The following is a 13,945-nucleotide window of genomic DNA, read 5'->3' on the forward strand; positions in this document are numbered from 1 at the left end:
CGATACTGGCAAACAGTAACGCGGGCTGTCATCCTGCGATTCAAACGGCGTCATACGGTTCATACGATTGCGTCAGATGGACGGGATCGAGCAGGATGGGATTGGCGGAATGAGCGCGCGCGATGTCTCGTCGTGTCCGGTGAACACGTCCAGCGCGAGCGCCCTGCTCGCGGCCTCCGAGATCTGGTCATTCTCCGACGACACGCCGCGCGCGGTCAGTTCACCAGCCAACTCCAGCGCCGAAGCTGAGCGGCCTGCCCCGTCACTACCGGACGCCATCCTTAATATGCAGTCGGCGCGGGCCGACCTGCCGGCACGCTCGCCGGTCAGTAAGCCGAAAAAGGCGCATGCAGGCGAACCGCCCCTCTGGCCTCCGCGAAAATTGTCGCTGGCGTTGCAAGGCGGCGGCACCTTCGCCGCTTTCACCTGGGGCGCGCTCGAGCGGCTGCTGGAAGAACCGGATTGCGCGTTCGACGCCATCAGCGGTGCCAGCGCCGGCGCCGTCAACGCCGCACTGCTCGCTTGCGGCCTGGTGGAAGGTGGTCGCGAAGGCGCGCGCGCCGCACTCAACCGGTTCTGGATGCGGATCATGCACGAGGCCTCCTTCCGCTCGCTGATGCTGGTCGGAGGATTCTCGCCGGCCGGACGGTCGGTTGCATTCGGGCCGACGCTGCGGTCCGGCCAGTTCGATCCGTTCGACCTCGATCCGCTGCGCCAGGCGCTTGCAAGAGACATCGATTTCACCGCGCTGCAGAGCCCTGCCTGCCCGAAACTTCTCGTCGCAGCGACGCGCGTCCGCGACGGCCGGCAGCAGGTCTTTGGCAATGCCGAGATCACCGCCGACGTGCTGCTTGCCTCGACCTGTCCGCCTTTGATCCATTGCGCGGTCGAAATCGACGGCGAGTCCTATTGGGACGGCGGCTTCGGCGCCAATCCTCCGCTGGTCCGGCTCGTGCAGGACTCCGAGACCTCCAACGTGCTGGTCGTCCAGGTCACGCCGGCGCGCGACAGCTATGTCCCGATCACGCCGGCGGCGATCGATCGCCGCCTCGACCAGATCACGGCCAATTCCGTTCTCAACGCCGAAATCGCGGCGCTGGAATGGGCGCGCCCTGCCGCCGCACCGTCGCTGCGGCTATTCAGGATCGCGGCGGAAGACGAGATCGACGGGCTCGCCCAGCGCAGCGCCACCGATCTCGGCCCCGGCTTCATCCGCCTCTTGCATCGGAGCGGCCGCAAGGCCGCCGAACGTTTCCTGGCGCAAGACGCCGGCTCGACGCGGATCGAAACGCCGCGCAAGTCGCGTATCGCCGAGCCCGCACTGCTATAATTTCGCCAGCGCCCTTTCGACAAAGCGCGCCGCCGCTAGCGCCTTGGCGTCGGCGCCGAACGGCGCGATCACCTGCACGCCGACAGGCAAATTGGCCTCGGCGACATAAGCTGAAACGTTGACGCACGGCACGCCCATCAGCGTCCACAGCCGGTTGTAGCGGGCATCGCCGGTCGACCAGAGTCCTTTCGGCGCAGCACCTGATGCCGACAGGGTCAGGAGCACGTCGACATCCCCAAACGTCTCAGTGAGAGCCTGCCGTGCGCGGCCGGCAATGTCGACCGCCTCGTCATATTGAGCCGCAGTCAAATCCTTGCTCTTGTCGAGGCGGCCGCGCAGCAATGGCGGCATCGCGTCATGGTTCTCGCGATATTCCCAGGCGAATGACCGATGCGCTTCAAAATCCTGCACCACCGGCTGAATGCGCCAGGCTTCCGCGACGATCTCAGGCAATGACAGCGCGCGCACCGAAGCGCCGGCGCGCTCGGCCGCCTGCGCCGCGATCCGCAATGCCTCCGCGCCCGATGCATCCGGCGCACCGGCAAAGCCCTGCGTGACGACGCCGATCCGCGGCGCCGTGATCGTGTCGGGCAACAGCAGCGCCGGCCGGCCCGTCATCGCTGCCAGCGCCACCGCGAGGTCGCTCACTCCAGCCGCGAACAGGCCGACGGTGTCGAGCGTCCAGGAAAAGCATTTGACGCCGACCGTCGGCAGCAGCCGGTAGGACGGCTTGATCGCGGCCACGCCGCAAAACGACGCCGGCCGGATCACCGAGCCTGCCGTCTGCGTCCCCAGCGCCAGCGGAATCATGCCGGCCGCGACCGCCGCCGCCGAGCCCGCCGACGATCCGCCCGGCGTGTGGTCATGATTGCGCGGATTGAGCGTCGCCGTCGGATCGTTCGCGGCGAACGCCGTGGTCGTGGTCTTGCCGATAATGGTGGCGCCGGCCTGCTTCAGCATCATCACGACAGGCGCGTCGGCGCGCGGACGGTTTCCCCGGTAGATCGCCGCCCCCATCTCGGTCGGGAAATCCGCGGTGTCGATGATGTCCTTGATCCCGACCGCAATACCGCGCAACGGCCCCGAGGCTTGCGCGCGCGGACTCTCCGCCCGCGACACGAAGGCGCCGATCATCCTCTCCTCTGCATCGATCGCCGCGAGCGATTGGGCGAGCGCTGCGTCGGGCGACAGTTCGCCCTGCTCGATGCGGCGAGTGAGTTCGGCGAGCGAGATCATGGGGAATTTCTCCCTTCATTGGCGGTATTGTTTTTAAGGACCGCCTCGCGATGGGGCAAGGCACACCAGCGAATGGCTCACCCCCGGGACCGTTGCCTGCGCGCTGCGGTTGATCCATGTTGGCGCCATGCATGACCGGACGCCAAAGCACCAACTCACCGATTCCGAACGTCTCGACCGCCTGCGGTTGAGCCGCTCGGAGCATGTCGGCCCACGCACCTTCCGCTCGCTGCTCAATCATTTCGGCGACGCCCGCACCGCGCTGGAGCACCTGCCCGACATGGCGCGCCGTGGCGGCGGAGGTGCGGGACGCATCTGCACGGTCGAGGAGGCAAAGGCCGAACTTGCGGCCTGCAACAAGCACGGTATCAGCCTGGTCGCGCCGGGCGAGGCCTCCTATCCGACGCGGCTTGCCACGATCGATGACGCGCCGCCGCTGCTCGCGGTGCGCGGCGCGCTCGACGTGTTGGCGCGGCCGATGATCGCGATCGTCGGCTCACGCAACGCTTCCGGCGCGGGGCTGAAATTTGCCAGTGCCCTCGCCCGCGATCTCGGCGATGCCGGCTTCGTCGTGATCTCCGGTCTCGCCCGCGGCATCGACCAGGCCGCGCATCGCGCCACCACAGGGACCGGCACCGTCGCGGTGCTCGCCGGCGGCCATGACCGGATCTATCCGCCCGAGCACGAAGACCTGCTCGCCGCCCTGCTCGAACAGGGCGCGGCGATTTCCGAAATGCCGCTCGGCCATGTCCCGCGCGCCCGCGACTTCCCGCGCCGCAACCGCCTGATCTCGGGTGCGGCGCTCGGCGTCGTCATCGTCGAAGCCGCGCACCGCTCGGGTTCGCTGATAACAGCGCGCATGGCCGCCGAACAAGGCCGCGAGGTGTTCGCCGTCCCCGGCTCCCCGCTCGATCCGCGCGCCGCCGGCACCAACGATCTGATCAAGCAGGGCGCGGCGCTCGTGACCTGCGCGAGCGACATCATCAACGCGGTCCAGCCGATCATGGAGCGGCCGTTCACGCTCGCGGCGCGCGAAAGCGATGACGAGCCGCTCGATTTCGACACCGATCCAAGCGAGCGCGAACGCATCCTCGCGCTGCTCGGGCCGAGCCCGGTCAGCCTTGACGACCTGATCCGGATGTCGGGCCTGTCAGCCACCATCGTTCGCACGGTGCTTTTGGAGCTTGAACTCGCCGGCCGTCTCGATCGCCACGGCGGCGGGTTGGTATCATTGGTTTGAGGCGCCAGTATGCATCAGATCAAGCGGGGGCACGTTCACCTCTCCCGTAGGGAGAGGTCGCGCCGAAGGCGCGGGTGAGGGGTTACGGTCCCTCGATAGAGCGCAGCCCCCTCACCCGGATCGCTAACGCGATCCGACCTCTCCCCGCTGGGGAGAGGTGAAGGAAGAAACGGCGCTCGCCATTGCTTCACCTCAAATTCATCGCCCGTAGTTCACCCCTGCTCGCTGCGCGCATCGAACTCGCCTCGCGCGCGCTCGATCTCGGGCAGGTGCTCGAACGCCCACTGGCCGAGCGCCTGCACCGGGTTTGCAAGCCCGCGGCCGAGATCGGTCAGCTCATAGTCGACCCGCGGCGGAATGGTTGGAAACACCGTGCGTGTGACGAGCCCGTCACGCTCCAGCCCGCGCAGCGTAAGCGTCAGCATCCGCTGCGAGATGCCGCCGATCGTGCGCTTGAGCTCGTTGAAGCGGCGCGGCCCATTGATGAGCAACATGATCACCAGCACGCTCCATTTGTCCCCGACCCGCCCCAGCACCGAGGCCACGCCACGGCAGTCGCTGCTGGCATGTGGGATGGGCTCCAGGACAGGCACAGGGATGTGCTCGGGTTTCACTGATGTGCTCCGGTTAGAAAAATGTGCGTTCTTGCGGGGTTCTGCCACGGTCACTCATATAGCGCCAGTTACAAACCTATACCAAAGGGTGACACCCACCATGAAACTCCTGCATCTCGACTCCAGCGTGCTCGGCCCCCACTCCGTCAGCCGTCAGGTCTCCGCCGCCATCGTTGACCGGCTGCGCAAGACCCAGCCCGGCATCGAACTCACCTATCGAGACCTCACGACGACCCCGCTCGCCCATCTCTCAGGTTCCCATCTCGCCGCCAGCCAGGGCGCCACCCCGGAGGCGTCGCTGCAGCCGGACATCGCCGCGGGCCAGCAGATGCTGGAGGAGTTTCTCGCCGCCGACATCGTCGTGCTCGGCGCGCCCATGTACAATTTCACGATTCCCAGCCAGCTCAAGGCGTGGATCGATCGCATCCTGATCGCCGGCAAGACGTTCAAGTACAGCGCCGCCGGCGTCGAGGGCCTCGCCGGCAACAAGCGCATCATCGTCGCGATCTCGCGCGGTGGCTATTACGGCCCGGGCACGCCGATGGCGGTGGCTGAGCATTTGGAGACCTATTTGCGCTGGGTGTTCGGCTTCATCGGGGTGAGCAATCCCGAATTCATTTCCGCCGACGGAATCCAGGTCGGGCCGGAGCATCGGGAAAAGGCCGTCGCGGGCGCGCTGCAAGCCGCCGGTAGTCTCACCGCGGCTTGAGCCGTCATGCCCGGGCTTGACCCGGGCATCCACGTTGCAGCGACAAGAAAGACGTGGATGGCCGGGTCAAGCCCGGCCATGACGAATGGAGATAGCATGTGTCTTCAACCGACCCGCATGCCTTGAGGTCGCAGCTAATGCCAGGCGCCCTGCTCGCCGAAGATCACGGCGATCAGGGAAATCAACAGACCGATACCGGCAAACAGGGCGACGGATACAAATTGCGCGTCGTCTGACTTCCGCGGGGCACGGGAAGTCGGGACCGAAGTGGGGACTCGGATGGTGGTCGGCATGGCTGCTCTCCAAATCCGATGGTCAAAGAAGTTTCTCTGCCCCCACCAGAACTGTCTTGGCAGTTACGACCAAGGTTCAATCCTCCTACCTAGTCTACGGCAGCCTGATCCGGCAAGCGCGCGGCAATGTGTCGCCGCCGCGCTAGACCTTCCGCTCTTAAGGCGCTTTTCCGCGAGCCGGTGTCGCTCGAAAGCGCGCTGACCGGATCGCGCGATTATTGCCGCGGGCTCTGTCCCCGATAGATCGGAGCGCCGGCAGGCAAAGCCGTGGCACCGCCATCGACGAACAGCTCCTGCCCGTGGATATGCGCGGAATCATCGGAAGCCAGGAACAGCACCGTCCTTGAGATGTGGTCAGGTTCGCCCAGCCCGCGCAGCGGCGTCGACAGTGCGATACGTCCCTCGAATGCCTTTTCCGCTTCTGGCGTCGCGGTCGCGGCACCCCAGATCGGCGTGCGGATGGCACCAGGCGCGACCACATTGACCCGAATGCCGCGCGGCGACAGCTCGGAAGCCATCACGCGCGCCATCGCGCGCACGCCGCCCTTGCTTGCGGCATAGGCGGAATAGCCCGGATTTCCTAGCATCGAGATCACCGACCCGTTGAGGATGACCGAAGCGCCGTCATTGAGATGCGGCACGGCCGCCTGCACCGTGAAGAACACGGCGGTCAAATTGGTGCGGATCACCTGCTCGAAGGCCGCGAGCGTGGTGCCGCCGAGCGGCGTCTGGCCGGGAATGCCGGCATTGGCGAAGAGGATGTCGAGCTTGCCGAATTTCTTCACGGCCTGCGCGACCGCGGCTTCCGTCGCCGCGACGTCGGTGGCGTCGGCGACGATCGCGAGCGCATTCGGTCCCAGCTCCTGCGCGGCCGCTTCCAGCGTCGCCACGTTTCGCCCGGTGATGGCAACCTTGGCGCCCTCCTGAACGAACAGACGTGCGGTCGCAAGACCGATGCCGCTGTTGCCTCCTGTGATCAATGCCGTCTTGTTCGCCAGTCTCACGATAGCCTCCAGTGGTTGCATTATTAAACTAGATTGGACAACTAGGCGATCTGGTTTTATAATGCAACTACACAAGCCTGTGATTGCGTTCGACGGAGATCTTGATGGTGAAGCGGACAAGCCTTGAGGGCGCGGAGTGCCCGATCGCGCGCTCGCTGGATGTGCTGGGCGACTGGTGGTCGCTATTGATCATCCGTGATGCGCTGATGGGCCGGCGCCGCTTCGGCGAATTCCAGAAGAGTCTGGGGCTCGCGAGGAACATCCTCACCTTGCGGCTGCGCGCGCTGGTGGACCAAGGCATCCTCGAATTGGCCCCCGCTTCCGACGGCAGCGCCTATCAGGAATATGTGCTGACCCCAAAGGGCTTCGGCGTCTTTCCGATTCTGGTCGCGCTCCGGCAGTGGAGCGAGGAATTCGACGATCACCCGGAAGAGATCGGCACCACCATGGTCGACCGTGAGAAAGGCAAGCCGGTGAAAAAACTCGCGCTGTGCTCCCAGGACGGCCGACTGCTCTCGTCCGCCGACATCGCCTTGAAGCGCGGCGCGCCCAAGCGGGCGAAGCGCGCTGGGGCGTAGCGCTGCACCACAAACCCACCCTCATCCCGAGGAGCCGCGAAGCGGCGTCTCGAGGGATGAGCCACGGGCTCCTGACTCTCCGTCATTCCGGGGCGCGCCTCTTGGCGCGAGCCCGGAATGACAATGTGCATGACGCACGAGCCATGCAAAAATTGCCCGACGGGCAAATCACCGAAAGTCTGTCCATCCCTCGCGCAAAAAATAAAGCGCTTCCGTCGTCGGGCAAATCAGTGATTTAACTTCGCGCGTCTCACCTAGATGAGGGGCGGGTCGCGATCGTCACGAACGTTGCGGTGAGATGCGGTGGACGCGGGTGTTGCGACTGACGAGCGTGACTATCCGTGGACGGCGAAGTCGTGTGGTTCTGGCGCCCCGACGCTGGCGCTAAGTTTTTTGCGCGAAGAAGTTCGCGCGAGAGATGACGGTGGCAAGAAAGCCCGGTCACCGGGGAGAGCACGAAGTAAGCCGTAAACCATCGCGCAGGGAAAGCCGGAGTTGCTTCGGTTGACCTGTGGTCCTACCCCCGTGCTTTTTGTTGCACGGGGCCCACGGGTGCAACCGGCACCCGGCTTTCCCTGCGCCCTCTGCTATCGAGGAGGGTGACAAGTGAATCAAAACTCGGGCATCTCGTGCCGCGAGAACGCGGACTCACATCCTCTTCCCATACTCCACCGTCATGCCCCGCGAAGGCGGGGCATCCAGTAACCAGCGGCTTCTCGACTAAGCCCAAATGCCTCTGGAATACTGGATCGTCCGGTCAAGCCGGACGATGACAGCGGAGAGCTGTTTGAAAATTGAATCCGAAATCCAGAGAGCCGCGCCCTCCGATCTATCTCCTCACCCTGAGGAGCGCGAAGCGCGTCTCGAAGGGCGAGGCCACCGGCGGGCCTCATGGTTCGAGACGCGCGCGCTGCGCGCTCCTCACCATGAGGGTCTGGCAGCTCCCCTCACGACAACCTCCGCTTGCTGCGCAGCCGCAGCCGCTCTTCGGCCTCGAGCTTGGCCATGCCCAACAGATGGCTCAGCACCTCCAGGCGGTGGCGTTCCGCGAGTTTCATCAGCTCGGACACAGTCTCCGCAATGAAGGCCACGGCCTCGTCGGGGCCGCCCTCCTCGCCGGTTTCATCCAGTTGCGATCGCTTCTCCCGACCGGACGCGGAACGCTTCCGGCGGCCTCCCGCCCTAGCCAAAAATTTCTTCCAAAAGCATCATTTTGGATAAAGAATAGGCCCTTTCCGGCCGCAACTCTAGGACGCATTTTGCAACTTCCTAGATATTAAGTCGTAGGCCTGCCTCACCCCCTCATTATCCTTCGATTTGACAGGGGGCCCCTCAACACCCATGTTCGCCCCGACAGAGCGATCCGCGAGTCTCGCGGAACCCGCCTTCAGTTCCTCCCGTAAGCTATTGGAATGACATGAATATCGTCATCGTGGAGTCGCCGGCCAAAGCCAAGACGATCAACAAGTATCTGGGATCCTCCTATGAGGTCCTGGCGTCGTTCGGCCATGTCCGCGACCTCCCCGCCAAGAACGGATCGGTCGATCCGGACGCCAATTTCCAGATGATCTGGGAGGTCGATCCCAAGGCCGCCGGCCGACTCAATGACATCGCCAAGGCGCTCAAGGGTGCCGATCGTCTGATCCTCGCAACCGACCCTGATCGCGAGGGCGAGGCGATCTCCTGGCATGTGCTGGAGGTGTTGAAGGAAAAGCGCGCGCTGAAGGATCAGAAGATCGAGCGCGTGGTGTTCAACGCCATCACCAAGCAGGCGGTCTCGGAAGCGATGAAGGCGCCGCGCCAGATCGATGGCGCGCTGGTCGATGCCTATATGGCGCGCCGCGCGCTCGACTATCTCGTCGGCTTCACCCTCTCCCCCGTGCTCTGGCGCAAGCTGCCGGGTGCGCGTTCGGCCGGCCGGGTGCAGTCGGTGGCGCTGCGGCTGGTCTGCGACCGCGAGCTCGAGATCGAGAAGTTCGTGGCGAGGGAATATTGGTCGCTGGTCGCCACCCTCCTGACCCCGCGCGGCGAAGCCTTCGAGGCGCGCCTCGTCGGCGCCGACGGCAAGAAGATCGCGCGGCTCGACATCGGCTCCGGTGCCGAAGCCGAAGAATTTCGCAAAGCGATCGAAGCCGCGCTGTTCAAGGTTGCGACCGTCGAAGCAAAGCCCGCGCGCCGCAACCCGCAGGCGCCCTTCACCACCTCGACGCTGCAGCAGGAAGCCAGCCGCAAGCTCGGCTTCGCGCCGGCGCATACGATGCGGATCGCGCAGCGGCTCTATGAAGGCATCGACATCGGCGGCGAGACCACCGGCCTCATCACCTATATGCGTACCGACGGCGTGCAGATCGATCCGTCCGCGATCACCCAGGCGCGGAAAGTGATCGGTGAGGATTTCGGCAACGCCTATGTGCCCGACGCGCCGCGCCAGTATCAGACCAAGGCCAAGAATGCGCAGGAAGCGCACGAAGCGATCCGCCCGACCGACCTGTCGCGCCGTCCCGCCGAACTGCGCCGGCGGCTGGATAACGATCAGGCGCGGCTCTACGAATTGATCTGGACCCGCACCATCGCGAGCCAGATGGAATCCGCCGAGCTCGAGCGCACCACCGTCGACATCGAAGCCAAGGCCGGATCGCGCGTGCTGGAATTGCGCGCCTCGGGACAGGTGATCAAGTTCGACGGCTTCCTCGCACTCTACCAGGAGGGCCGTGACGACGAGGAGGACGAAGACTCCCGCCGCCTGCCCTCGATGAGCGTGGGCGAGCCGTTGAAGCGGCAGGATCTCGCCGTCACCCAGCATTTCACCGAGCCGCCGCCGCGCTTCTCGGAGGCCTCGCTGGTCAAGCGCATGGAAGAGCTCGGCATCGGCCGGCCCTCGACTTATGCCTCGATCCTGCAGGTGCTGAAGGATCGCGGCTATGTGAAGCTCGAGAAACGGCGCCTGCACGGCGAGGACAAGGGCCGCGTCGTGATCGCGTTTCTGGAAAACTTTTTCCGCCGCTATGTCGAATACGACTTCACCGCCGATCTCGAGGAGCAGCTCGACCGCATCTCGAACAACGAGATCTCCTGGCAGCAGGTGCTGAAGGATTTCTGGCGCGACTTCATCGGCGCGGTCAACGACATCAAGGACCTGCGTGTCGCCGAGGTGCTCGATGTGCTCGACGAGATGCTGGGTCCGCACATCTATCCGCCGCGTGCGGATGGCGGCGATCCCAGGCAGTGTCCGACCTGCGGCACCGGCCGGCTCAACCTGAAGGCCGGCAAGTTCGGCGCCTTCATCGGCTGCTCGAACTATCCGGAATGCCGCTACACGAGGCCGCTCGCCGCCGACTCAGAGGCCGCCGCCGACCGCGTTCTCGGCCAGGATCCGGACAGCGGGTTCGACGTCACCGTGAAGGCGGGCCGGTTCGGGCCCTACATCCAGCTCGGCGAACAGAAGGATTATGCCGAAGGCGAGAAGCCGAAGCGCGCCGGCATTCCGAAGGGTACCTCACCCAACGACGTCGATCTCGAGTTGGCGCTAAAGCTCTTGTCGCTGCCGCGCGAGATCGGAAAGCATCCCGAGACGGGTCAACCGATCACCGCCGGCATCGGCCGCTTCGGCCCGTTCGTGAAGCACGAGAAGACCTACGCCTCGCTGGAGGCCGGCGACGAAGTCTTCGATATCGGCCTCAACCGCGCGGTGACGCTGATCGCGGAGAAGGTCGCGAAAGGTCCGAGCGGCCGTCGCTTCGGCGCCGATCCCGGAAAGCCGCTCGGCGATCATCCGACGCTTGGCGCGGTCGCACTGAAGAACGGCCGCTATGGTGCTTACGTCACGGCCGGCGGCGTCAATGCGACGATCCCGAGCGACAAGACGCCTGACGAGGTGACACTTGCGGACGCCATCGCGCTGATCGACGAGCGCGCGGCCAAGGGCGGCGGCAAGGCGAAGGCCAAGAAAGCCAAGGCGGAAAAACCCGCGAAGGCTGACGGCGAAGCTGCAGCCAAGCCCGCCAAGAAGGCGGCGGTGAAGAAGGCAGCGAGCAAGCCGAAATCGGACGCCGTCAGCAAGGCGCGCGCGCCGGTGAAGGCGGCGAAGACATCAGCGGCAAAACCTGCCGCAACATCGAAAGCGCCCGCGAAGAAAAGCGCGGGCAAAGCATGAGGGTAAGTGAAACACAGACATGACCATGGCTTTCCGGCCAGGGACGCCATTGTCGCCTTTATCCGTGCCAATCCCGGAAAAGTCGGCACGCGGGAGATCGCGCGCGAATTCGGGTTGAAGAACGCCGATCGTGTCGAGCTGAAGCGCATGTTGCGCGAGCTCGCCGACGACGGCACGATCGCCAAGCGCGGCCGCAAGATACACGAGCCGGCCGCACTGCCGCCCACCGTCATGGCCGACGTCACCGGCCGCGATGCCGACGGCGAGCTGATCGCGACGCCGACCGAGTGGGATACGGAAGAGAACGGCACCGCGCCGAAAATCCGCATCGTCACCCCGCGCCATCAGAAGCGCGGCACCACCGCCGGCGTCGGCGACCGCGCGCTGCTGCGCATCGAAATGGTCGATGACGCCGATGGCACGCCGTATCGCGGCCGCATCATCAAGGTCATCGATCACGCCAGGACCCGCGTGCTCGGCCTCTTCCGCGCCCTCCCCGAGGGCGGCGGGCGCTTGGTGCCGGTCGATAAGAAGCAGGCAGGACGCGAACTCAACATCGCTCAGGCCGATGCCGGCGGCGCCAAGGACGGTGACCTCGTCAGCGTCGACCTCGTCCGCAGCCGCGGCTTCGGCCTCGCTTCGGGCAAGGTGAAGGAGCGGCTCGGCTCGATCGCGAGCGAAAAGGCGATCAGCCTGATCGCGATCCACACCCACGAGATCCCGCAGGAATTTTCCCGCGCCGCCGTGCGCGAAGCGGAGGAAGCCAGGCCAGCGACGCTGCAGGGGCGCGAGGACTGGCGCGATGTCCCGCTGGTCACCATCGACCCGCCGGACGCAAAGGATCACGACGACGCCGTGCATGCGGAAGTCGATCCCGACCCGCACAACAAGGGCGGCTACGTTGTCCACGTCGCCATCGCCGACGTCGCCTATTATGTACGGCCGGGCTCGGCCCTCGACCACGATGCGCTGGTCCGCGGCAACTCGGTCTATTTCCCGGACCGCGTGGTGCCGATGCTGCCTGAGCGCATCTCCAACAATCTTTGCTCGCTGGTGCCGGGCGAGCCGCGCGGCGCGCTCGCGGTGCGGCTGGTGATCGGCGCCGACGGACGCAAACGCTCGCACACCTTCCACCGCGTGCTGATGCGCTCGGCCGCCAAGCTCCACTATGCGCAGGCGCAGGCGGCGATCGATGGCAGGCCGGACGACACGACCGGTCCCCTGCTCGATCCGATCCTGAAGCCGCTCTGGGAAGCGTATAGGGTCGTGAAGCTCGCGCGCGACGAGCGCGATCCGCTCGACCTCGATCTGCCCGAGCGCAAGATCCTGCTGAAGTCGGACGGCACGGTCGACCGTGTCATCGTCCCCGAACGTCTCGACGTGCACCGACTGATCGAGGAGTTCATGATCCTCGCCAACGTTGCTGCGGCCGAGGCGCTCGAGAAGAAGGGCCTGCCGCTGATCTACCGCGTGCATGACGAGCCGACGCAGGAGAAGGTTCACAACCTCCAGGAATTCCTCAAGACGCTCGATCTTCCCTTCACGAAGTCCGGCGCGCTGCGGCCGTCCGTATTCAACAGCGTGCTGGCCCAGGTCGAGGGCGAGGACTACGAGACGCTGGTCAACGAGGTGGTGCTGCGCTCGCAGGCGCAGGCGGAATACTCCTCGGAGAATTACGGCCATTTCGGCCTCAACCTGCGGCGCTACGCGCATTTCACCTCGCCGATCCGTCGATACGCCGACCTGATCGTGCACCGCGCGTTGATCCGCGCGCTCGGGCTCGGCGATGGCGCCCTGCCCGACAGCGAGACGCCGGAGACGCTTGCCGAGATCGCCGCCGAGATTTCGATGACGGAGCGGCGCGCGATGAAGGCCGAGCGCGAGACCGCCGACCGGCTGATCGCGCATTATCTTGCCGATCGCGTCGGCGCGACCTTTCAGGGGCGCATTTCCGGCGTCACCCGCTCCGGACTGTTCGTCAAGCTCGATGACACCGGGGCCGACGGCTTCATCCCGATCCGCACGCTCGGGGCCGAATATTACGACCATGACGAGACGCGGCATGCGTTGATCGGCTCCCGCAGCGGTGCCATGCACCGGTTGGGTGACGTCGTCGACGTGCGTCTGGTAGAAGCTGCTCCGATCGCCGGCGCGCTGCGCTTTGAATTGCTGTCGGGCGGGCAAACCATTCCGCGCGGCAGAAAAAGCGAGAGCCGCCGCGAGCGGAAGAAAAAAGAAGTGCGTGGTGCGAAAGCGGGGCGCGCGCCGAGCAAGAAGGATCGCAAGCCGGGCAAGCAGAAGTCCGGCAAATCGAAGCGAGGCAAGTCATGGAAACGATAAAGCCCGCGACGACGGTGTGGACCCGCGAGGCTGCTGCGGTCGAGAAGCGCGACCTGTGGACGGCCTTGAAGCGCGGCTTTCGCTGCCGCTGTCCGCGCTGCGGCGAAGGTAAATTGTTTCGTGCCTTCCTCAAGGTCGATGGTCACTGCCCCGTCTGCGACCTGGATCTTTCGCACCATCGCGCCGATGACCTTCCGGCCTATCTGGTCATTGTCGTCGTCGGCCACATCATGGTGCCACTGGCGCTGTGGATCGAGAAAGACTTTTCGCCGCCAGTATGGCTGCAGCTCTCGTTCTATCTGCCGATGACGCTGATATTGTCGCTATTGCTGTTGCAGCCGATCAAGGGCGCAGTCGTCGGCTTCCAGTGGGCGATGCGGATGCATGGCTTTGACGAGAACGCGCCTGACGATATCCCGCCGGTCTGATAGGCCGACGTTCAAAAACA

Annotated in this window: 12 protein-coding genes; 7 read left to right on the plus strand and 5 right to left on the minus strand. The window is 65.2% G+C overall.

The window, feature by feature from the left end; genetic code table 11:
• Nucleotides 1–109 precede the first annotated feature (109 nt).
• Nucleotides 110–1,330, plus strand: coding sequence for a patatin-like phospholipase family protein (locus ACVJGD_RS09905; protein WP_456634177.1), 1,221 nt, complete (start codon nt 110–112; stop codon nt 1,328–1,330).
• Here the strand turns inward: ACVJGD_RS09905 and ACVJGD_RS09910 are convergent.
• Entirely contained in the window at nt 1,325–2,566 is a 1,242-nt protein-coding gene (locus ACVJGD_RS09910; RefSeq protein WP_456634178.1) for an amidase, read from the minus strand. The genes ACVJGD_RS09905 and ACVJGD_RS09910 overlap by 6 nt on opposite strands.
• Before the next feature lie 127 nt (nt 2,567–2,693).
• Between ACVJGD_RS09910 and dprA the strand changes: the two genes are divergently transcribed.
• On the plus strand, nt 2,694–3,806 hold the full coding sequence (gene dprA, locus ACVJGD_RS09915; protein ID WP_456634179.1) for a DNA-processing protein DprA: 1,113 nt from the start codon (nt 2,694–2,696) through the stop codon (nt 3,804–3,806).
• Nucleotides 3,807–4,018: 212 nt separating this feature from the next.
• Here the strand turns inward: dprA and ACVJGD_RS09920 are convergent, their stop codons facing one another.
• Entirely contained in the window at nt 4,019–4,420 is a 402-nt protein-coding gene (locus ACVJGD_RS09920; protein ID WP_456634180.1) for a winged helix-turn-helix transcriptional regulator, read from the minus strand.
• A 100-nt stretch (nt 4,421–4,520) separates the two neighbouring features.
• Here ACVJGD_RS09920 and ACVJGD_RS09925 point away from each other — a divergent pair, with 100 nt between their 5' ends.
• Nucleotides 4,521–5,129: an FMN-dependent NADH-azoreductase gene (locus ACVJGD_RS09925; RefSeq protein ID WP_456634181.1), complete on the plus strand. Its 609-nt coding sequence runs from the start codon at nt 4,521–4,523 to the stop codon at nt 5,127–5,129.
• Nucleotides 5,130–5,263: 134 nt separating this feature from the next.
• Here the strand turns inward: ACVJGD_RS09925 and ACVJGD_RS09930 are convergent, their stop codons facing one another.
• Both ACVJGD_RS09930 and ACVJGD_RS09935 read right to left on the minus strand, forming a co-directional pair.
• A complete protein-coding gene (locus ACVJGD_RS09930) occupies nt 5,264–5,422 on the minus strand; it encodes a hypothetical protein (protein ID WP_456634182.1) in 159 nt (52 codons plus the stop codon).
• 215 nt (nt 5,423–5,637) lie between these two features.
• Nucleotides 5,638–6,426 carry an SDR family NAD(P)-dependent oxidoreductase gene (locus ACVJGD_RS09935; protein ID WP_456634183.1) on the minus strand — a complete coding sequence of 263 codons (789 nt, stop codon included), beginning with the start codon at nt 6,424–6,426 and terminating at the stop codon, nt 5,638–5,640.
• A gap of 104 nt (nt 6,427–6,530) precedes the next feature.
• Between ACVJGD_RS09935 and ACVJGD_RS09940 the strand changes: the two genes are divergently transcribed.
• On the plus strand, nt 6,531–7,004 hold the full coding sequence (locus tag ACVJGD_RS09940; RefSeq protein ID WP_456634184.1) for a winged helix-turn-helix transcriptional regulator: 474 nt from the start codon (nt 6,531–6,533) through the stop codon (nt 7,002–7,004).
• 947 nt (nt 7,005–7,951) lie between these two features.
• Here the strand turns inward: ACVJGD_RS09940 and ACVJGD_RS09945 are convergent.
• Nucleotides 7,952–8,194: a hypothetical protein gene (locus ACVJGD_RS09945; protein ID WP_456634185.1), complete on the minus strand. Its 243-nt coding sequence runs from the start codon at nt 8,192–8,194 to the stop codon at nt 7,952–7,954.
• A gap of 227 nt (nt 8,195–8,421) precedes the next feature.
• On the opposite strand from ACVJGD_RS09945, the gene topA reads away from it, so the two are divergent.
• From topA to ACVJGD_RS09960, 3 genes are read left to right on the plus strand one after another with little or no spacing between them, the layout of a single operon-like run.
• Nucleotides 8,422–11,157, plus strand: coding sequence for a type I DNA topoisomerase (topA, locus tag ACVJGD_RS09950; protein ID WP_456634186.1), 2,736 nt, complete (start codon nt 8,422–8,424; stop codon nt 11,155–11,157).
• A 6-nt stretch (nt 11,158–11,163) separates the two neighbouring features.
• Nucleotides 11,164–13,497, plus strand: a complete 2,334-nt coding sequence (gene rnr / locus ACVJGD_RS09955; RefSeq protein ID WP_456634187.1) for a ribonuclease R — start codon at nt 11,164–11,166, stop codon at nt 13,495–13,497.
• Nucleotides 13,485–13,925 carry a DUF983 domain-containing protein gene (locus ACVJGD_RS09960; RefSeq protein WP_456634188.1) on the plus strand — a complete coding sequence of 147 codons (441 nt, stop codon included), beginning with the start codon at nt 13,485–13,487 and terminating at the stop codon, nt 13,923–13,925. Before rnr ends, ACVJGD_RS09960 begins: the two co-directional genes overlap by 13 nt.
• Nucleotides 13,926–13,945: the final 20 nt, after the last annotated feature.

The sequence above is a fragment of the Bradyrhizobium sp. USDA 10063 genome (assembly GCF_054063735.1).